The sequence below is a fragment of the Azospirillum brasilense genome (assembly GCF_022023855.1).
GTDB classification, from domain to species: domain Bacteria; phylum Pseudomonadota; class Alphaproteobacteria; order Azospirillales; family Azospirillaceae; genus Azospirillum; species Azospirillum brasilense_F.
In genome coordinates, this window is the sequence record NZ_CP059453.1 from 491,883 (window position 1) to 510,652 (window position 18,770).

Sequence of the window (18,770 nt, forward strand, 5' to 3'; positions counted from 1 at the left end):
GTGATGGACACGCTCGCCGACCTGCTCAGCCTGGAGGTCTACCGCGCCTTCCTGGTCTTCGCCCGCGTCGCGGCGGCGGTCAGCCTGTTGCCGGGCTTCGGAGAGCTGGCGGTGCCGCCGCGCGTCCGGCTGTGCATCGCGATTCCGGTGGCGCTGGCGCTGACTCCGACGGTGCCCGGCCTGCCCGATCGCCTGCCTCCCGATGCCGCGGTGATGCTGGAGCAGATCTTCGCGGAGACGGTGGCCGGCGCCTTCCTCGGGCTGGGGGCCAAGCTGTTCCTGGCGTCGCTTCAGGTCGCCGGCAACATCGCCGCCCAAGCGATGGGCCTCGCCAACCCCTTCGGCACCGATGCGGCGGGGTTCGAGAGCGGGTCGATCCTGTCGGGGACGCTGGTCATCGCCGGGCTGGCGCTGCTGTTCGCGCTCGACCTGCATTACCTGATGATCGACGCGCTGGTGCGCTCCTACGGAAGCTGGCCGGCGGCGACGCTGCCCGATCCCGGCATGGTGGCGGGCCGCTACGCCCAGCTCGTCGGCGTCACCTTCCGGCTGGGGGTGCAGATGGCGGCACCCTTCCTGGTCTTCGGCATGATCGCCAACATGGCGCTGGCCCTGGTCAACCGGGTGATGCCCTCCATGCCCGTCTATTTCGTCGCCACCCCGGCGATGGTCGGCGGCGGGATGCTGGTCTTCCTGGTGACGGCCGGCGCCATGGTCACCGCCACGCTGGCGGCGCTGGCCGGCTGGCTCGGCGGGCGGTGAGGGGGCGGCGATGTCCGACGGTCAGGACGAGGAACAGAAAACCGAGGAGCCGACCGAGAAACGGCTGCGCGAGGCAATGGACAAGGGCGACGTCCCCCGCGCCCGCGACGTCGGTCTGGCCGCCACCATGGCGGCGGCCTGGCTGATCGCCGCGGCCGGCGGGCCGCTCGCCGCTTCCCGCATCGCCGAGGTGCTGCTGCCGCTGATCGAAAATCCGAACGACATCCGGCTCGACGGCGGTCCCTACGACGTGATGAACAGCCTGCGCTGGCTGATCGGCGGGGTGGCGGTGGCGATGCTGCCGGTGCTGGGCCTGCTGGTCGGCGGGGCGGTGGTGTCGGCGGTGGGGCAGGGGCCGCTGCTGGCGGCGAGCGACCGCATCCGGCCCAAGCTGTCGCACCTATCGCCGCTCAGCGGCTGGCGCCGCATCTTCGCGCGCCACGCGCTGGTCGAATTCGTGAAGAGTCTCGTGAAACTGGCGATCATCGCCTGCGCCGTCTGGTTCGCCGTGGCGCCCTACATCGATTGGACGGAGGGGATCGTGGGCATGGACGTTGCGGCGCTTCCCGACCTGCTGCGGGACCTGACCCTGCGGCTGCTTCTGGCCGTCCTCCTGGCGACGGTGGTGATGGCCGCCGTGGACGTGCTGTGGAACCGGCTGGAATGGCGGCGCCGCCTGCGCATGACCTTCCAGGAACTGAAGGACGAGTTCAAGCAGACAGAGGGCGACCCGCATCTGAAGGCGAAGCTGCGCGAAATCCGGCGCGACCGCTCAAAGCGCCGCATGATGGCGAACGTGCCGCGCGCCACCGTGGTCATCGCCAACCCGACCCACTTCGCGGTGGCCCTGGAATACGACCGTGCCAAGATGCCGGCGCCGGTCTGCCTCGCCAAGGGGGCCGACCTCGTGGCGCTGCGCATCCGCGCCGTGGCTGAAGAGAATGGCGTCCCGGTGATCGAGAATCCGCCGCTGGCCCGCGCCCTCTACGCCGCGTCGGAGGTCGACGCGGTGATCCCGCTCCAGCATTACCAGGCGGTGGCCGAGGTGATGATGTATGTGCTGCGCCTCAAGAACGGCGGGGCCGCGCAGCCGGCGCAGAGGGCGTAAACGGGCGGGCGTGATTGGGCGCAGGCCGGATGGTTTGGAATTCAGCTTAATGTCTTCTCAACGGGTTTGGCGGTAGACGAAGGAACTCCTCCCCTTCCGCGGCGCATCACGGCAATGAGTGACAGCGACGACCTGTTCGAGATGTACCGCTCCGACCGCGCCGCCTCCGGCGCGCTGAAGGGAGAGGCGCTGGCCGCCGCGCTGGCCGACAATGTGCGGCGCAGCTTCGCCGAGATGGACCGGCTGATCGCGGAGGTGACTCAGGCGCTGGCCCAGGCCCGCTACGCGCTGCGCCTCGCCCCCGCGGTGGTGGACCGCAGCGCCTACGTCCAGCACGACCGCTCGTCCGAAAGTTTCCGCGATTACCTGCGCCTGTGGAGCCACCGCCGCGCCGAGGCGGGCAGCGGCGGGATGCATTGGGAAGCGAAGATCCTGGCCACCGACAGCCGCCGCCGCACGGTGGAACTCGGTCTGGGCGTCGCCGTCGAGTGGCCCACTGCGGACCGTGCCGCCGATTGCGCCTTCGTGGAGTTCTGGACGACCGGCCAGGGGGTGAATCTTCCCTCCGAGGGCCGCAACTTCCAACGCGCGCTGGTCGCCTGCCTGCGGCGGCTGGAGGAGGCGGGGGAGATCACGCCCGCCGTGAAGCGCTGACCGCGGCGGCCGGGCGGCCGTTACCTTTCTTCACCGCTCGAACTTCGTTGCCATGATGATCGACGAGGTCGTCCGCTCGATGCCGTCGATGGCGCCGATGCGGTCGATCAATGCGTCCATCTCCTCCATCGTTCCGGTCCGCACCACGGCGATCAGGTCGTGCGCGCCGCTGATGGCGTGGAGCGCCCGCACCTCCGGAAGCCGTTTCAGCGCCTGGACCACGGCGGCGGTCAGCTTGGGCGACAGGTTGATGGAGACATGGGCGCGGATCATCCGGCGCGCCGTCTCGTCCGACAGCCGCACCGTGTAGCCGGCGATCACCCCGCGCTCCTCCAGCCGCTGGATGCGGCTCTGCACCGTGCTGCGCGACACGCGCAGGCGGCGGGCCAGCGCGGCGGTGGGCTCCCGCGCGTTGTCCTGAAGCGCGTCGAGAAGATGCTGATCCAGCTCGTCCATCATATCGCCAACCTCTCCGTCAATCCGCCGATCAACGTCAGGCGTTTCGGCACCCTGCACCCTGCACATCGACAGGCCGTCCGGTCAAGATTGCGTCATAACGACGCAAGCCAACGAACAGGGGGTACGGGACGATGCGCGACATTCTTCTGATGGGCGGCGGCAAGATCGGCGAGACCATCGGCGACTTCCTGAAGGCCACGGGCGATTACCGGGTGACCGTCGCTGACCGTTCGGCGGATGCGCTGGAGCGGCTGCCGACGCACCCGCGGATGGAGACGCGCGTGGTGGACGCCGCCGACCCCGCCGATCTCGCCGACGCGATGCGCGGCAAGTTCGCGGTGCTGAGCGCGCTGCCCTACCACCTGACGGTCGGCGTGGCGGAGGCGGCGCGGGACGCCGGCACCCATTACCTCGACCTGACGGAGGACGTGGCGAGCACGCGGCGCGTCAAGGAGCTGGCCGACGGCGCGCCCTGCGCCTTCATTCCGCAGTGCGGGCTGGCGCCGGGCTTCATCTCCATCGTCGCCAACGACGTGGCCTCGCGCTTCGACGCGCTGGACACGGTGCGGATGCGCGTCGGCGCGCTGCCGAAGTACCCATCCAACGCCCTGAACTACAACCTGACCTGGAGCACCGAGGGCGTCATCAACGAGTATCTGGAACCCTGCGAGGCCATCGTCGAAGGCCGCCTCGTCTCCGTGCCGCCGCTGGAGGAGCGCGAGGAGTTCTCCCTCGACGGCGTGCTGTACGAGGCGTTCAACACCTCGGGCGGCCTGGGCACGCTGTGCGAGACGCTGGCGGGGAAGGTGCGGACGCTCAACTACCGCTCCGTCCGCTATCCGGGGCACCGCGACCTGATGAAGGCGCTGCTGTACGACCTGCGGCTGGGCAGCCGGCGGGAACTGCTGAAGGACATCCTGGAACACTCGATCCCGGCGACGCTGCAGGACGTGGTGCTGATCTTCGTGACGGTGACCGGGACGAAGCGGGGGCGGCTGCTCCAGGAGACCTACGCCAACAAGATCTACGGGCGGGAGATCGGCGGCACCTTCTACAACGGCATCCAGATCACCACCGCGTCGGGCATGTGCGCCGTGCTCGACCTGCTGGCCGACGGTACGCTGCCGCAGCGGGGCTTCGTGAAGCAGGAGGAGGTGGGCTACGCCGACTTCATCGCCAACCGCTTCGGGCGCAACTACGCGATGACCGACGCGGCACCCCAGCAGGGCGCCCAGCAGGGGGTGGGGCGCGCCGCCTGAGCGGGCGCCTCACCAACCCCACCGGGCCGCGCCTCAGATCACCTCGCGGGCTCGGCCCTTGAAGACGGTGGCGGCGATCTTCAGGGCGTCGGGGGTGCCGCGGGCCAGCGCCTCGGTGAAGTGCAGCGCCTGCTTGGCCTGGACCTTCGGCGGCATCGGCGGCTCGTTGGTGTCGACGAGGCAGTCCACCACGACCGGTCCGGGATGGGCGAGGGCGGCGTCCAGTACGGCGCCGCAGTCCTTCGGATCGGTGATGGTGAAGCCCCGGCCGCCGCAGGCCTCCGCCACCTTGGCGAAGTCGATGGGCTGGAGGTCGCAGACATACTCGGGGTTGCCGAGCATGGCGATCTGCTCCCACTTGATCTGGCCGAGCGAGTTATTGTTGTTGATGATGACCTTGATCGGCAGCTTGTACTTCACCGCCGTGGCGAAGTCGGCCATCAGCATGGAGAAGCCGCCATCCCCGACATAGGCGATCACCTGCCGTCCGGGGTGGGCGAGCTGCGCCGCGATGGCGTAGGGAACGCCCGGCGCCATGGTGGCGAGGTTGCCGGACAGGGAGTGCATTTGGCCGCGCCGCGCCGGAATCTGCCGCGCCCACCAGGTGGCGATGGTGCCGCTGTCGCAGGCGACGATGGCCGTGTCGGACAGGCGCTTGCCCAGTTCCCACGCGACGACCTGCGGCTTCATCGGAAGGTCGGGGCGGGTGCCGCGCTCCTCCATCAGTTTCATCCACTCCGCCTTGCCCGCCTGCGCCGTCTTCAGGAAGGAGCGGTCCTCGTGCCGCCGCACCCGCTCGGTCAGGATGTCCAGCGCCAGCCCGCAATCGCCGACCAGCCCGGCTTCCACCGGATAGCGCAGGCCGATGCGCGCCGCGTCGATGTCGATCTGGATGGCGCGGGCCTGTCCCGGCTTCGGGTAATACTCGATATAGGGGAAAGTCGAGCCGGCGATCAGCAGCGTGTCGCAGGTCTCCAGCGCCTCCTGCGAGGGAGCGGTGCCGAGCAGCCCGACCTGACCGGTGGTGAAGGGGCTGTCGTCCGGCACCGCGGCCTTGCCCAGCAGCGCCTTGACGATCACCGCCCCCAGCTTGTCGGCCAGCCGTTCGAGCTGATCGGTCGCCTTCAGCGCGCCCTGGCCGGCCAGGATGACGACGCGCTTGCCGGCGTCGAGGATCTCCACGGCACGGCGGGTCTGCGCCTCCGACGGGACGGGAAGCTGAGGAGCGAACAGGGCGGTGTTGTGGCCCTTCACGTTGCGTGGCGCCCGCATGTCGGCGCCGATGCCCTGCTCCTGTAGATCTACGGGGATGGTGATGTGCGACACGCCACGGTGGGCAAGCGCGGTGCGGCAGGCGAGGTTGGCGATGTTGCGGACATGCGCCGCCCCCATGATGCGCTGGTTGTAGAGCGCGACGTCCTGGAACACTTTGTCCAGCTCCACGTCTTGCTGGGTGTAGGTGCCGACGAGGTCGTGGTATTGCAGCCCGGTGATCGCCAGCACCGGCTGGTGGTCGAGCTTGGCGTCGTAGAGACCGTTCAGCAGATGCAGCCCGCCGGGGCCGGAGGTGGCGATGCACACGCCCAGCCGCCCGGTGAACTTGGCGTAGCCGCAGGCGGCGAAGGCCGCCGCCTCCTCGTGACGGACCTGGATGAAGCGGATCTCGTCCTGGCGGCGGCGCAACGCTTCGACGATGCCGTTGATGCCGTCGCCGGGCATGCCGAAGATCGTGTCCACGCCCCAATCCACCAGAACATCCACCAGGATGTCGGAAGCCGTGCTCGCCATGAGGGAGTCTCCGTCGCAAACGGTCGTGATGAAGTCGCTCGATCCATCGGCAACCGAGCGGAGCCGGGACGGTTCCCCGAACAATGGGACGTTCTTAGCCCTTGACCTCAAGTTAAGTTGAGGTTTTAGAGTGGCCATAATGTATCTGGCATGCCAGCGATGCCCCGCTCAGCCCGGGTGTCCGAAGGCAGGGCGGGGTGCAGGATGGAGCAACCACCCGGGCGGGCGAAAGAATGACGACAACCGGTCTAAGGGAGAATGCGCAGCGGTCGCCGGCAACGACGCGGTCGATGCGCGTCCATCATATGGCGCGCGTCACACCGCAAGTCCTGCTGGTGGAACTCCGCGACCCGGACGGCGAGGACCTGCCGCCCTACGAGCCGGGCGCGCACATCGACGTGCATCTGCCGGACGGGGCGGTGCGCTCCTATTCGTTGTGCGGCGACCCGGCGGATCGCTCCGCCTATCGGATCGCCGTTTTGAATCTGCCGGGCGGGCGGGGATCGCGCTTCATCCATGGGGAATTGCGGCTCGGCACCGCCGTCACCGTCGCTCCGCCCCGCAACAACTTCCGCTTCGACGCCGCCCCGCGCTACCGGTTCATCGCCGGGGGCATCGGCATCACGCCTCTGCTGCCGATGATCCGCGAGGCGTCGCGCCGGGGAGCCGACTGGGTCCTGCATTACTGCGTGCGCAGCGCGGCCGAGGCCCCGTTCCTCGCCGAGCTTCGCGAGCTGGGCAATGGCGAGGTGGTGGTCCACGCCGCGGACGAAGGCCGGCGGCTGGCGGTGGCCGACCTGCTCGCGGCGACGCCCGACGATGCCCTGATCTATTGCTGCGGCCCGCAGCGCTTGATGGACGCGGTCGCAAGCGCCGCACGGCCGTCGCAGGACGTGCGCTTCGAATGGTTCACGCCGCGCTCGGATGCGGGGCGTGACGCGGCACCGGATGATCGCTTCGAGGTCGTCTGCGCCCGCTCCGGCGTGACCGTCGCGGTGAAGGAGGGGGTGAGCGTGCTGGACGCGCTCGACGCCGCGGGCGTTTCCGTCGCCTCGTCGTGCGAGCAGGGCATCTGCGGCACTTGCGAGACGGCGGTGCTGGAGGGGGAGCCCGACCATCGCGACAGCGTCCTGTCCGACGCCGAACGCGCAGCCGGAAAGACGATGATGATCTGTGTGTCGCGCGCCCGCAGCGCACGTCTGGTTCTGGATATTTGACCGCAACACAGGGACGAGGGGGGAACTCATGACCGAGAACGATCTGCAACGGCTGGGGCTGGCGCTGCTGAACAGCCCGGCCGAGGCCATCGCCTATTCCGACCGCGAGGGCATCATCCGCTTCTGGAACGCGGGGGCCGAGCGTGTGTTCGGCTTCACCGCCGACGAGGCGCTCGGCCAATCTCTGGACATCATCATTCCGGACCGTCAGCGCCAACGCCATTGGGACGGCTACGATCAGGTGATGAAGACGGGCGAGAGCCGTTACGGCAGCGGCGATCTGCTGTCGGTGCCGGCGACGCGCAAGGACGGAACCCGCATCTCGGTGGAGTTCACCATCGTGCCCCTGAAGGACACCGATGGGACAATGCTGGGGATGGCGGCGGTCATGCGCGACGTCTCCGCCCGGTTCGACGAGATGAAGGCCCTGCGCCGCCAAGCCGCCGGACGCTGAAACGCCCGTTGCCGCCCGGGCCTCCGAAATCGGAACCCTCCCGGGCGGGGGCAGTTGAGAAGGGCTGTACCTTCAAGACATCAGCCTGAGGGAGTGCGTCATGCGCAATCTGATGATCGCGGCGTCGGCCGCGATGCTTCTGGCCGCCTGTTCGGGTATGGACGGCGGCGGAACGGGCAGCGGCGGGATGAACAGCGGCGGCTCCGGCAGCGGCCTCACGGGTGGCGGCACGTCCGGCAGCCAGGGCGTGGACGAGCCGAACGTCAACCCGAACGCGACCAGCTCAAGCCCCAGCCCCTATAACGGGTCGAGTGTGAGTGAGCCGCAAAGCCGCACGCGGTCGCCCAACGAGTCCGGCATGGACCAGGGCATGACGCGTCAATCCCTGCCGAACCGCTCCGGCACCGGGTGGTAACCCGCAACGGCGCGGCCATCCCGCGGAATTCCGGACCCGAGCGAATAGGGAGAGCCTGACCGGCCTGCGCTGGAACCTGCGGCGGTCCGCGAGGTTCCTACCCTGCCGGCCGTGCCGGCTGGGTTTCAGAACGCGCAGGAGCGGTCCATGCTGAAATGGGCGTTGATCTTTTTCGTGGTGTCTCTGGTCGCCGGCGCGCTCGGCTTCACCAACGTGTCATCGGCCACCGCGGGAGTCGCGAAGATCCTCTTCGGGATCGCGCTGATCATCTTCCTGGTCTTCCTAGTCCTCGCCCTGCTGGCCGGCGAGGTGATCTTCTGATCCGTCGGCGAAATACCGGTCAGCGGGAACGGAGAATGGACAGCGCGCGGGCGAAGGCCTGATCGTTGGCCGCGTTGGGGATGCCGTTGGACGGCGGTGCGGATTGCCCCTCCTCCGCGGCCGGCTCCGCGATGGTCTCGTCGGGCTGGATGCCGATCTGGTGAATGGACTGGCCTGACGGCGTGTAGTAGCGCGCCGTGGTCAGTTTCAGCGCCCCGCTGTCGAAGGGGATGACGCTTTGGATGATCCCCTTGCCGAAGGTCGTCGTGCCGATCACCGTCGCGCGCCGGTGGTCCTTCAGCGCCCCGGTCAGGATCTCCGCCGCCGAGGCGGATTTCGCGTTGACCAGCACCACCAGCGGCAGGCCGTCCGTCTCGTCGCCGGGGGTGGCGGTGTAGGTCTTGTCCGCCCCGCGCCCGGGACCGCGGGCGGTCAGGATCGTTCCCTTGTCGAGGAAGGCGTCGGCGACGCGGACGCTCGCCTGCACCAGCCCGCCGGGATTGTCGCGCACATCGATGATGAAGCCGCCGATGTCCGGCCCGATCCGCTCGCGCAGCGAGCGAATGGCCGTGCTGACCCCGGTGGCGGTCTGGCGGTCGAAGCGGCTGATACGGATGTAGCCCACCGTCCCGACGGCGGCCAGCCGGACCGAGGGGATGCGCAGCTTGCCGCGGACCACGCTGACGTCGAAGGGGTCCGGCGTCCCGGCGCGCAGGACGGTCAGAGATACCGCCGCCCCTTCCGGCCCGCTCAGCATCTGCTTGACGGTTGCCAGCTCCGCCCCGCCCACCGGCTGCTGATCCACCGCCAGGATCACGTCGCCGGAGCGCAGCCCGGCGGCCTCCGCGGGGGATTCGGGAACGGTCTCGGCGATGCGGACGCGGGTGCCGTGGGCCTCGTAGCGGATGCCCAGCCCGGCGAAGGCGCCGTCGTTCGACGCCTGCAACTGCCGGTATTCACCGTCGTCCAGATAGGCGGAGTAGCGGTCCCGCCCGGCCATGGCCTTGATGGCGATGTCCACCAACTCGCGGTCGGTCAGCGGCTCGACATACTGGCCGCGGATGGTGCGCAGCGCCCGCAGGAAGCGGTCGACCTCCTCAGCCTCCGTGCTGTGGCCGTAGGGGGTGGAGTCGCCTGCGGCCTGCGCGCTCCGTCCGGTGGTCATGCCCCCCGGGATCGCGAGGAAGGCGCAAAGGGCGGCGGCGGTGACGAGGCGCAGCTTCACGGCGGCAATCTCTCGGGATCGGAGCGGCGATGCTTCGAAATTAGCCGTGAATTGGTTTATGTACCGTTAACCATAACCGGGGCGTGTTAGTCTTTGCCCAGGCCGACGGTCCGCCGCCACACCGGCTCCGACAGGCGCTCGATGAGGAAGTCGGCCAGGACCCCGACCTTCGCCGGGCGTGTGCGGGCCGACGGCGTGACGAAGTAGAGCCCGCCTTTCGGCAGCGACCAGTCGGTCAGAATGGCGGTCAGCCGCCCGTCCGCCACATGCTCCGCGGCCATGAACTCCGGCAGTTCGGCGATCGCCAGACCCTCCAGCAGCATCGGCACCAGGGCATCGGCGTTGGTGACGCGTAGCGGGCCGGACGGAGTCACGCTCTCCTCCTCGCCGGCGCCGTTGGTGAAGTGCCAGATGTCCTGGCGCCGCCGGTACGCGTAGCCCAGGCAATGGTGGTCCTTCAGATCACGCGGATGCCGGGGCAGGCCGTGGCGGGCGATGTAGCCGGGAGCGGCAAGGACGACGGGAGCGATGGGGCACAGCCGCCGGACCACCAGCGAGCTGTCCGGCAGCACGGCGATCCGCAGCGCGGCGTCGAAGCCTTCGCCCACCAGATCGACGGTCGCGTCGCTCAAATGCAGGTCGATGGAAATCTCCGGATAGAGACGGAAGAAGTCCGGCAGCAGGGGCGCCACCCAGCGCAGCCCGAACGACATCGGCACCGCCAGTCGGATCAGGCCGCGCGGGCGGCTGGACAACTCGCGCGCCGCGTTCTCGGCCGCCTCCGCCTCGTCGTAAAGGCGCATCGCGCGCTCGGCCAGGGAATGGCCGAAATCGGTCAAGGCCAGCCGGCGCGAGGTGCGGTTGAACAGCCGTCCGCCCAACCGCTCCTCCAGCCGTCCGACCGCGCGCGACACCGTGGCGACCGACACGCCCATGGCGCGGGCCGCACCGGCGAAGGAGCGCTCCTCCACCACCTTGGCGAACATCGCCAAGCCCTCGAAATCCGGCAGCTTCGACATCGCCATTTCTGCAACGATGGTTTTCAGTCGTTTCTATTTCGATGTGCTCTTGCCGTCGATAGCTTTGTCTCCAGCGAACAGCCCAGTCCCAAGGAGACTTCCGATGTCACGCAAGCTCGACGGCAAGATCGCCCTCGTCACCGGCGCCACCAGCGGCATCGGCCTTGCCGCGGCCAAGCGCTTCGCCGCCGAAGGCGCCACCGTCTACCTCACCGGCCGCCGCCGATCCGAACTGGAGGCCGCGGTCGCGGCGATCCGGGACGCCGGCGGCACGGCGACGGGGGTGCAGGCCGACTCGTCCAATCTGGCCGATCTCGATCGCCTCTATGCCCGGATCCAGAGCGAGGCGGGCCGTCTCGACGTGCTGTACGCCAACGCCGGCGGCGGCGGCATGCTGCCGCTGGGCGCCATCACCGAGGAGCAGTATGAGGACACCTTCAACCGCAATGTGAAGGGTGTGCTGTTCACCGTGCAGAAGGCCCTGCCGCTGCTCGGCCGGGGCGCGTCGGTGATCCTCGCCGGGTCCACCGCCGGCAGCATGGGCACGGCGGCCTTTAGCGTCTACAGCGCCAGCAAGGCGGCAGTGCGCAACTTTGCCCGCAGCTGGATCCTGGATCTGAAGGACCGCGGTATCCGCGTCAACACGCTCAGCCCCGGTCCGATCCGCACTCCGGGTCTGGTCGAACTGGCCGGTCCGGACGCGGCGCAGCAGCAGAGCTTGGTGAATTATCTGGCGGCGCAGGTGCCGCTGGGCCGCGTCGGCGAACCCGATGAAATCGCCAGGGCCGCCGTCTTCCTGGCGTCCGACGACAGCAGCTTCGTCAACGGCGTGGAGCTGTTCGCCGACGGCGGCATGGCCCAGGTTTGAAGTCAAATCCGGGCGAGGGACCGGGGGAGCGGTTTTCGATCCCCCGCCCAACACTGGAAAGCGCCCTTACGCCTGATCCAGGGTGATCCCTTCGATCAGGTCGCCCACGTCGTCGCAGCGGTCGGTGACGGCTTCCAGCAGTTCGTAGACCTCGCGGCGGCCCAGGAAGTCGATCATCTCCGGACGCTCGGCGATCAGGGACTTCATGGCGTCGCGCAGGATCTCGTCGGCCTCGTCCTCCAGGTCGGAGATCTGGCCGCAGATGTGCAGGATGCGGTCGGCGTGGACGGAGATTTTGGTCAGCAGCGGCATGACCTCGGACAGCAGAGCGGCCTGACGGCGGCCGATCGCCGCCATGCGCATCATCCGGTCGTCGAAGGTCTCGATGCCGTAGAGCGCGGCGAGGCGCGGCACCTCGTCCATCAGGTCGATGCAATCATCCAGCGCGTTGATCAGCGCTTGGATCTCCGACCGGTCGAAGGGGGTGATGAAGGCACGGTGCAGCCCGCGCCCGGCGTCCTTGGCGACCCGGTCGGCGTCCTTCTCGATCCGCTTCAGCGTCGCGGTGCGGTCGGCGCGCTCCTCCGGACCGGCCTGCATGACGGCTTCCAGGGCGGCGGAGGCGTCGACGATGTGCCGGGCCTGCTCGATGAATTGCTCAATGACCCGCTCTTCCTTGGGCATCATGGAGCGGATGGCGCGCAGCAGCAGCATGGAAACGGTTCTCTCGGTCGGTTCTGCCGTTTCCTCTTAACGCCGGGCGTCATGAAATTGCAGTAAAAACGTCATACGGGCAGGACAGGGCAGACAGGCCGGGGGGAAAAATGCCCCGGCCTGCCGTGTCCTGCGCCGTCCTTACACCATGCCGGAGCGGGTGAAGGGCAGGTGATGCAGCCGCTTGCCGGTGGCGGCGAAGACCGCGTTGGCGACCGCCGGGGCCGCGGTCGGCACGCCGGGTTCGCCGACGCCGGTCGGACGGGCCGTGGAGGGGAGGATGTGCACCTCGATCGGCGGCATCTCCGAGTTGCGGAGCGGCTGGTAGGCGTCGAAGTTGCTCTGGTCCACCAGTCCGCCGGTCAGCGTGATCTCGTCGCGCAACGCGTGGCCGATGGCCCAGCCGGTGCCGCCGGAGACCTGGGCCTCGACGATGTTGGGGTTCACAACCTGCCCGCAATCCACCGCGCAGACCACACGGTCGATGGTCACGCGGCCCTGCTCGTCCACGGAAACCTCGGCGACGTGGGCGACGAAGCTGCTGAAGCTCTCATGCACGGCGATGCCGCGGCCCTTGCCCTTGGGCAGCGGCCGGTCCCAGCCGGCCTTCTCCGCCGCCAGCTTCAGCACACCCTGGAGGCGCGGGTGGTCCTTCAGCATCTCCAGCCGGAAGGCCACCGGGTCCTTGCCCGCCGCCGCGGCCAGTTCGTCGATCATCACCTCCTTGGCGTAGGCGGTGTGGGTGTGGCCGACCGAGCGCCACCACAGGGTGGTCACCGGCGACGGCGGGGAATGCAGGTCGACGTGCAGGTTCGGGACCGCGTAGGCCATGTCCGAGGCGCCCTCGACCGCCGTCGCGTCCACGCCGTTCTTGACCATGAAGCCTTCGAACAGGGTGCCGATCATGAAGCTCTGCCCGACGATGCTCTGCCGCCACGCCACGAGCGTGCCGGAGGCGTCCAGGCCAGCCTTCACCTTGTGCAGGAACAGCGGGCGGTAGCGGCCGCCGCGGATGTCGTCCTCGCGCGTCCACACCAGATGGACCGGTGCCTTGCCGCCATAGGCCTTGGCGATGGTCACCGCCTCCGCGATGTAGTCGGCGTCCGGGGTGGCGCGGCGGCCGAAGCTGCCGCCCGCCCAGACGGTGTTGATGACCACCTGCTCCGGCTTGCAGCCGAGGATGCCGGCGGCGACCTTCTGCTCCACCCCCTGGAACTGCGAGCCGGCCCAGATGGTGCAGCCGCCGTCGGGGTTTAGCTCCACGGTCGCGTTCAGCGGCTCCATCGGGGCGTGGGCGAGATAGGGGAAGACGAACTCCGCCTCCACCACCTTGGCGGCGCCGGCCAGGGCCTTCGCCGTGTCGCCGGTGTCGGTGGCCACATTGCCCGGCTGGTCGGCCAGCTTGCGGTAGTCGGCGAGCATCTCCTCGGTGCCGCGCATCTCCGCCTTGGCGTCGTCCCACTCCACCGTCAGCGCCTCGCGGCCCTTCATGGCGGCCCAGGTGCTCTTGGCGACGACCGCGACGCCGATCGGCAGGGTCAGCACCTCCAGAACGCCCGGCACCTGCTTGGCCGCGGCGGCGTCCACGGATTTCACCGTACCGCCGAAGCGGGGGGAGCGGGCGAGAACCGCCGTCACCTGGCCGGGGCGGCGGATGTCCATGGCGAAGATCGCCGTGCCGTCGGTCTTGGACACATGGTCCAGCCGGTGCAGCGACGGGTTGCCGATGAGTTTATAGTCCTTGGCGTCCTTCAGCGCGACGTTCTGCGGGACGGGCAGCTTCGCCGCGTCCTCCGCCAGCTCGCCGAAGCGGGCGCTGCGGTTGGAGGCGGCGTGGCGGACGACGCCCTTTTCCACCGTGATGGACGAGACCGGGACCGACCAGCGCGCCGCGGCGGTGGCGACCAGCATGGCGCGGGCGGCGGCGCCGGCCATGCGCAGTTCGTCCCAGCTGTTGGCGACGGCGGTGGAACCACCGGTGCCCTGGATGCCGAAGAAGTGGTTGGCGTAGAGCGCGCCGTCCGCCGGGGCGAAGGCGCCGCGCATCTGTGCCCAGTCGGCGTCAAGCTCCTCCGCGACGATGGTGGTCAGGCCGGTCATGATGCCCTGGCCCTTGTCCAGGTGCTTAACCAGCACGGTGACCGTGTCGTCGGCGGCGATGCGGATGAAGGCCTGCGGGCGCGGGTCCGCCGGGCCGACCACCTTGGGGGCGGCGGCCTCGCTGGCGAATCCAGTCCGGGGCAGCATGGCGCCCAGCACCAGAGCGCCGCCGGCCCCCTTCAGGAAGCCGCGGCGCGAGGGGGAGGCGACGTCCGCCGCCGCCTGCTTGATGAGCTGGTTCAGCATGGCTCAGGCCCCCATCGCCTTGGCGGCGTCCTTGATGGCCGCGCGGATGCGCGGGTAGGTGGCACAGCGGCAGACGTTGCCGTCCATCGCCGCGTCGATGCCGTCGTCCGTGGGGTTGCGGTTGTCGGTCAGCAGCGCCACAGCGCTCATGATCTGGCCGGACTGGCAGTAGCCGCACTGCACCACGTCCAGCTTCTGCCAAGCGGCCTGGACGGCCTGGGCGACCGTGCCGGACACGCCCTCGATCGTGGTGATCTTCGTGCCGGCGGCGGATTCCGCCGGGGTCTGGCAGGCGCGGATCGGCGTGCCGTCCATATGGACGGTGCAGGCGCCGCACTGGGCGATGCCGCAGCCGAACTTGGTGCCGGTCAGGTTCAGCTCGTCCCGCAGGACCCACAGAAGCGGCATGTCGCCGGGCACGTCGACGTCCCGGTCCTGCCCGTTGATGTTCAAACGAATCATCGGATGATCCCTGTCTCTCGACTCTGCCTGTCGGGTATTATGGTGCGGGCCTTCGGCGGGCAATTCTTGCGTGAATCCCAGCTTCGAAAAGACCGTGTGCAGTGTGGTCCCGTTCGGCGGGTGTGGCAAACATCCCAGTGTGGGAGTTGGTCTTCCGCGGAAGCGACCGCCCTATCCGTTCGTTTGGCCCGCAAGCGTAACCACGAGCATCCTAACCGCTTCGCCGCGAGACGAATAGTCGGTACAATCCGCTTGGGCTTATGAATTTGGTGCATGAATGAACCGGAACGACCTCAGCGATCTGGCGGCCTTCGCCGTCGTGGCGGAGGAGGGGAGCTTCACGCGGGCGGCGGCCCGGCTGGGCATGTCCCAATCCGCGCTCAGCCACGCCATGAAGGCGCTGGAGGACCGGCTGGGCCTGCGCCTGCTGGCCCGGACGACCCGCAGCGTGTCCACGACGGAGGCCGGGCAGCGGCTGCTACGCACCCTGCGGCCGGCGCTGGACGACATCGCCGCCGGGCTGGCCGCGGTGGGGGAACTGCGCGAGAAGCCCGCCGGCACGCTGCGCATCACCACCGGCAAGCACGCCGCCGTCCGGGTGCTGTGGCCCGTGCTGTCGCGCTTCCTCGTCGACTATCCGGAGGTGCAGGTGGAGCTGTCCATTGACAGCAGCCTGACCGACATCGTGGCCAGCCGCTTCGACGCCGGGGTCCGACTGGGCGAGCAACTCGAGAAGGACATGATCGCGGTGCGCATCGGCCCGGACATCCGGGCGGCCATCGTCGGCGCGCCTTCCTACTTCGCTCAGCATCCGGTGCCCTGCGCCCCGCAGGATCTGGCCGGGCACGACTGCATCAACTACCGCTTCACCACGTCCGGCGCCGTCTATGTCTGGGAATTCGAGGAGGACGGCCATCCGGTGAACGTCCGGGTGACCGGATCGCTGGTGTCCAACGACATGGACGTCATCATGGCCGCTGTCCTGGACGGGCGGGGGCTCGCCTACATCTTCGAGGACGAAGTGGCGGAGCACGTCGCCGCCGGGCGGCTGGTCCGCGTGCTGGACGATTGGTGCACACCGTTTCCCGGCTATTACCTCTACTACCCCAGCCGCCGGCAGATCCCGCCGGCCCTGGCCGCCCTGGTCGACGCGCTGCGCTACCGACTGTAGCATCCGCGCAACTTGCACATGCCGATTCCGCGCTCCGGACGGATCCGAAAAAGGATTATTAACGTACCAAAAGATTAAGGTAATCGGATCAAGCGGCGTCGAGCCGCCGGAACGGGATGAACGCCGGATGATGCGTGTGTATGCCTGCATAACCCAGCAGCACGATCTGTGGCTCGTGCTGCTGGCGGGGGCGGTCTGTGGATTCGGTGCCTGGGTGTCCCTGAACCTCGCCCGCCGCGCCGCGGCGGCGGTGGGACGGGCGCGCTGGGGGTGGCTGGCCGGTGCGGCGACGGCGACCGGCGGCGGCGTGTGGGCGACCCATTTCATCGCCATGCTGGCCTTCCGGACCAGCCTGCCCATGGGCTACGACGTCGGCCTTACGGTCCTGTCGATCCTGATCGCCATCGGCGGCGCCGCGGTGGGCATCCGCCACGCCATCGGCGGCGGGCGGCTGGCCGCCCCGCTGGGCGGCGCCATCGCCGGGGCCGCGGCGACCGCCATGCATTTCACCGGAATGGCGGCGCTCCAGGTGCCGGCCAACCTTCATTACGACCCGTCCTACGTCGCGGTGGCGCTGGGCCTGGGGGTCCTGCTGGGCGGAGCGGGCTTTACCGCCGCCCTGCGGATCGGGTCGCTGAAGGGGCTGGCGGCTGGCGCGGCCCTGCTGGCGCTGGGCATCTGCGGGCTGCATTTCACCGGCATGGCCGGCGTCACGCTGATCCCCGACCCGCTGCACGACATGTCCGACCAGATCATGGAGCCGGGCCTGCTGGCGGTCGCCATCGCGGTGACAGCCACGGTGGTGATGGCGCTGGGCCTTGCCGGGGCCATCGTCGACCAGCGGCTGGCCGCCAGGACGGCGCACGAGGCGGCCCGGCTGCGCGCCAGCGAGGAGCGGTTCCGCCAGCTCGCCGACGCCACCACCGAAGGCATCGTGATCCACCGCGACGGCGTGGTCCTCGACGTCAACCGCGCCATGGCGGAGCTTCTGGGCAAGCCGCAGGTCGATTTCATCGGCCAGTCCATGCTGCGCTTCGTGGTGCAGAACCGCCGCTCCGACATTGAGCGCAAGCTGGCCCAGCCCTCCTCCGAGCGGGTGGAGCTGGACCTGCTGCACGACGACGGCACTCTGGTGATGGTCGAGGCGCACGGACAGGACATCACGCACGAGGGCCGTCCCGCCCGTGTCGTCGCCGTGCGCGACATCCGCGAGCGCAAGCGGGCGGAGGAGCGCATCCGCCACATGGCCCATCACGACCTGCTGACCGGCCTGCCGAACCGCTCCCTGTTCCTCGACCGGCTGAACGGCGCGCTGGCCAGCGCGGGGCGGGCGCGCACCGGGGTGGCGGTGCTCTATCTGGATCTCGACCGCTTCAAGGCGGTGAACGACCTGCTGGGCCACCCGGCGGGCGACCGGCTGCTGCAGGAGATGGCGCGCCGCATGTTGGAGGCGGTGCCCAGCCACGACACGGTGGCGCGGCTGAGCGGCGACGAGTTCGCCGTGCTGCACCGCATCGCCCAGCCCGGCGAGGCGCTGGCCCTGGCCGACCGGCTGGTCAAGGCGCTGGGCGTGCCCGCCGAGCTGGACGGCCAGCGGATGGTGGTCGGGACGAGCGTCGGCATCGCCCTGTTCCCGCAGGACGGCACCGGGGCGGAAGCGTTGCTCCAGCACGCCGACACCGCGCTCTACCGCGCCAAGTCGGAGGGGCGGGGCACCTTCCGCTTCTTCGAGGCGGAAATGGACGAGCGGCTGCAGGCCCGCCGCGGCCTGGAGCGCGACCTGCGCCAAGCGCTGAGCGACGGCGCGCTCAGCGTCCATTACCAGCCGCTGGAGGATTGCCGGACGCACCGCATCCTGGGCTTCGAGGCGCTGGTGCGCTGGAAGCATCCGGAGCGCGGCATGATTCCGCCGTCGGAGTTCGTGCCGCTGGCCGAGGAGAGCGGGCTGGTGATGCAGCTCGGCGAGTTCGTGCTGCGCACCGCCTGCCGGGACGCCCGGAACTGGCCGGACCCCGTCAAGGTGGCGGTGAACCTGTCGCCGGTCCAGTTCCGCCACTCCGACCTTCCGGCCACGATCCTCGGCATCCTGGAGGAGGAGGGGATGCCGGCGCACCGGCTGGAGATCGAGGTGACCGAGGGGGTGATGATCGACGACACCGAACGTGCCCTGGCGGCGCTGACCGCCCTGAAGGCCGCGGGGGTGCGCATCGCGCTCGACGACTTCGGCACAGGCTATTCCAGCCTCAGCTACCTTCAGAAATTCACCTTCGACAAGCTGAAGATCGACCGCTCCTTCGTTCAGCTGATGGCGGAGAACCGTGAGTCGCTGTCGATCATCCGCACCATCCTGGCGCTCGCGAAGAGTCTGGACATCGCCGTTACGGCGGAGGGCGTGGAAACGGAGGAGCAGCGGACCCTGCTGAAGAACGAGTCCTGCAACCAGCTCCAGGGCTATCTGATCGGGCGCCCGGTCCCAGCGTCCGAGCTGGCGCGCTTCTACGAGCCGGCGTAAGGCGCCGTCACGGACG

At 69.2% G+C, this 18,770-nt stretch carries 18 protein-coding genes; 11 read left to right on the top strand and 7 right to left on the bottom strand.

Annotation, left to right across the window (positions count from 1 at the left end; all coding sequences use genetic code 11):
* Window positions 1–3: 3 nt before the first annotated feature.
* From H1Q64_RS32030 to H1Q64_RS32040, 3 genes are all read left to right on the top strand, one after another.
* Window positions 4–762: a flagellar biosynthetic protein FliR gene (locus H1Q64_RS32030; RefSeq protein WP_109072436.1), complete on the top strand. Its 759-nt coding sequence runs from the start codon at window positions 4–6 to the stop codon at window positions 760–762.
* A gap of 10 nt (window positions 763–772) precedes the next feature.
* Window positions 773–1,870 carry a flagellar biosynthesis protein FlhB gene (flhB, locus tag H1Q64_RS32035; RefSeq protein ID WP_145626156.1) on the top strand — a complete coding sequence of 366 codons (1,098 nt, stop codon included), beginning with the start codon at window positions 773–775 and terminating at the stop codon, window positions 1,868–1,870.
* Window positions 1,871–1,984: 114 nt separating this feature from the next.
* Window positions 1,985–2,524 carry a hypothetical protein gene (locus H1Q64_RS32040; protein ID WP_237907856.1) on the top strand — a complete coding sequence of 180 codons (540 nt, stop codon included), beginning with the start codon at window positions 1,985–1,987 and terminating at the stop codon, window positions 2,522–2,524.
* 30 nt (window positions 2,525–2,554) lie between these two features.
* Here H1Q64_RS32040 and H1Q64_RS32045 read toward each other — a convergent pair whose 3' ends face one another.
* On the bottom strand, window positions 2,555–2,983 hold the full coding sequence (locus H1Q64_RS32045; RefSeq protein ID WP_237907857.1) for an Lrp/AsnC family transcriptional regulator: 429 nt from the start codon (window positions 2,981–2,983) through the stop codon (window positions 2,555–2,557).
* 131 nt (window positions 2,984–3,114) lie between these two features.
* On the opposite strand from H1Q64_RS32045, the gene H1Q64_RS32050 reads away from it, so the two are divergent.
* Window positions 3,115–4,242, top strand: a complete 1,128-nt coding sequence (locus H1Q64_RS32050; protein WP_237907858.1) for a saccharopine dehydrogenase family protein — start codon at window positions 3,115–3,117, stop codon at window positions 4,240–4,242.
* A 33-nt stretch (window positions 4,243–4,275) separates the two neighbouring features.
* Here the strand turns inward: H1Q64_RS32050 and H1Q64_RS32055 are convergent, their stop codons facing one another.
* Window positions 4,276–6,030, bottom strand: a complete 1,755-nt coding sequence (locus H1Q64_RS32055; RefSeq protein WP_237907859.1) for a thiamine pyrophosphate-dependent enzyme — start codon at window positions 6,028–6,030, stop codon at window positions 4,276–4,278.
* A gap of 290 nt (window positions 6,031–6,320) precedes the next feature.
* On the opposite strand from H1Q64_RS32055, the gene H1Q64_RS32060 reads away from it, so the two are divergent.
* From H1Q64_RS32060 to H1Q64_RS32075, 4 genes are all read left to right on the top strand, one after another.
* Window positions 6,321–7,247, top strand: a complete 927-nt coding sequence (locus H1Q64_RS32060; RefSeq protein ID WP_237907860.1) for a PDR/VanB family oxidoreductase — start codon at window positions 6,321–6,323, stop codon at window positions 7,245–7,247.
* A gap of 28 nt (window positions 7,248–7,275) precedes the next feature.
* On the top strand, window positions 7,276–7,701 hold the full coding sequence (locus H1Q64_RS32065; protein WP_237907861.1) for a PAS domain-containing protein: 426 nt from the start codon (window positions 7,276–7,278) through the stop codon (window positions 7,699–7,701).
* Between the two features lie 100 nt (window positions 7,702–7,801).
* Window positions 7,802–8,116: a hypothetical protein gene (locus H1Q64_RS32070; protein ID WP_237907862.1), complete on the top strand. Its 315-nt coding sequence runs from the start codon at window positions 7,802–7,804 to the stop codon at window positions 8,114–8,116.
* Window positions 8,117–8,263: 147 nt separating this feature from the next.
* On the top strand, window positions 8,264–8,437 hold the full coding sequence (locus H1Q64_RS32075) for a DUF1328 domain-containing protein (RefSeq protein ID WP_014199667.1): 174 nt from the start codon (window positions 8,264–8,266) through the stop codon (window positions 8,435–8,437).
* 19 nt (window positions 8,438–8,456) lie between these two features.
* Here H1Q64_RS32075 and H1Q64_RS32080 read toward each other — a convergent pair whose 3' ends face one another.
* Together H1Q64_RS32080 and H1Q64_RS32085 are read right to left on the bottom strand one after the other, a co-directional pair.
* Complete coding sequence (locus H1Q64_RS32080; RefSeq protein WP_237907863.1) at window positions 8,457–9,662, bottom strand: S41 family peptidase; 1,206 nt, start codon at window positions 9,660–9,662, stop codon at window positions 8,457–8,459.
* 86 nt (window positions 9,663–9,748) lie between these two features.
* Entirely contained in the window at window positions 9,749–10,681 is a 933-nt protein-coding gene (locus H1Q64_RS32085) for a LysR family transcriptional regulator (RefSeq protein WP_237907864.1), read from the bottom strand.
* Between the two features lie 103 nt (window positions 10,682–10,784).
* On the opposite strand from H1Q64_RS32085, the gene H1Q64_RS32090 reads away from it, so the two are divergent.
* Complete coding sequence (locus H1Q64_RS32090; protein ID WP_237907865.1) at window positions 10,785–11,549, top strand: SDR family NAD(P)-dependent oxidoreductase; 765 nt, start codon at window positions 10,785–10,787, stop codon at window positions 11,547–11,549.
* A 66-nt stretch (window positions 11,550–11,615) separates the two neighbouring features.
* On the opposite strand, the gene H1Q64_RS32095 is transcribed toward H1Q64_RS32090, so the two are convergent.
* The 3 genes from H1Q64_RS32095 to H1Q64_RS32105 all read right to left on the bottom strand — a co-directional run bounded on the left by H1Q64_RS32095 (window position 11,616) and on the right by H1Q64_RS32105 (window position 15,071).
* On the bottom strand, window positions 11,616–12,263 hold the full coding sequence (locus H1Q64_RS32095) for a DUF47 domain-containing protein (protein WP_014199671.1): 648 nt from the start codon (window positions 12,261–12,263) through the stop codon (window positions 11,616–11,618).
* Between the two features lie 141 nt (window positions 12,264–12,404).
* A complete protein-coding gene (locus tag H1Q64_RS32100; protein WP_237907866.1) occupies window positions 12,405–14,609 on the bottom strand; it encodes a xanthine dehydrogenase family protein molybdopterin-binding subunit in 2,205 nt (734 codons plus the stop codon).
* Window positions 14,610–14,612: 3 nt separating this feature from the next.
* Window positions 14,613–15,071 (bottom strand): (2Fe-2S)-binding protein, encoded by a 459-nt coding sequence (locus H1Q64_RS32105; RefSeq protein WP_237907867.1) that lies wholly within the window; start codon window positions 15,069–15,071, stop codon window positions 14,613–14,615.
* Window positions 15,072–15,348: 277 nt separating this feature from the next.
* Between H1Q64_RS32105 and H1Q64_RS32110 the strand changes: the two genes are divergently transcribed.
* The gene (locus H1Q64_RS32110; RefSeq protein WP_237907868.1) at window positions 15,349–16,242 is read left to right on the top strand and encodes a LysR family transcriptional regulator; all 894 of its coding nucleotides are present in this window, start codon (window positions 15,349–15,351) and stop codon (window positions 16,240–16,242) included.
* Between the two features lie 127 nt (window positions 16,243–16,369).
* Window positions 16,370–18,754, top strand: a complete 2,385-nt coding sequence (locus H1Q64_RS32115; RefSeq protein ID WP_237907869.1) for an EAL domain-containing protein — start codon at window positions 16,370–16,372, stop codon at window positions 18,752–18,754.
* Window positions 18,755–18,770 lie beyond the last annotated feature (16 nt).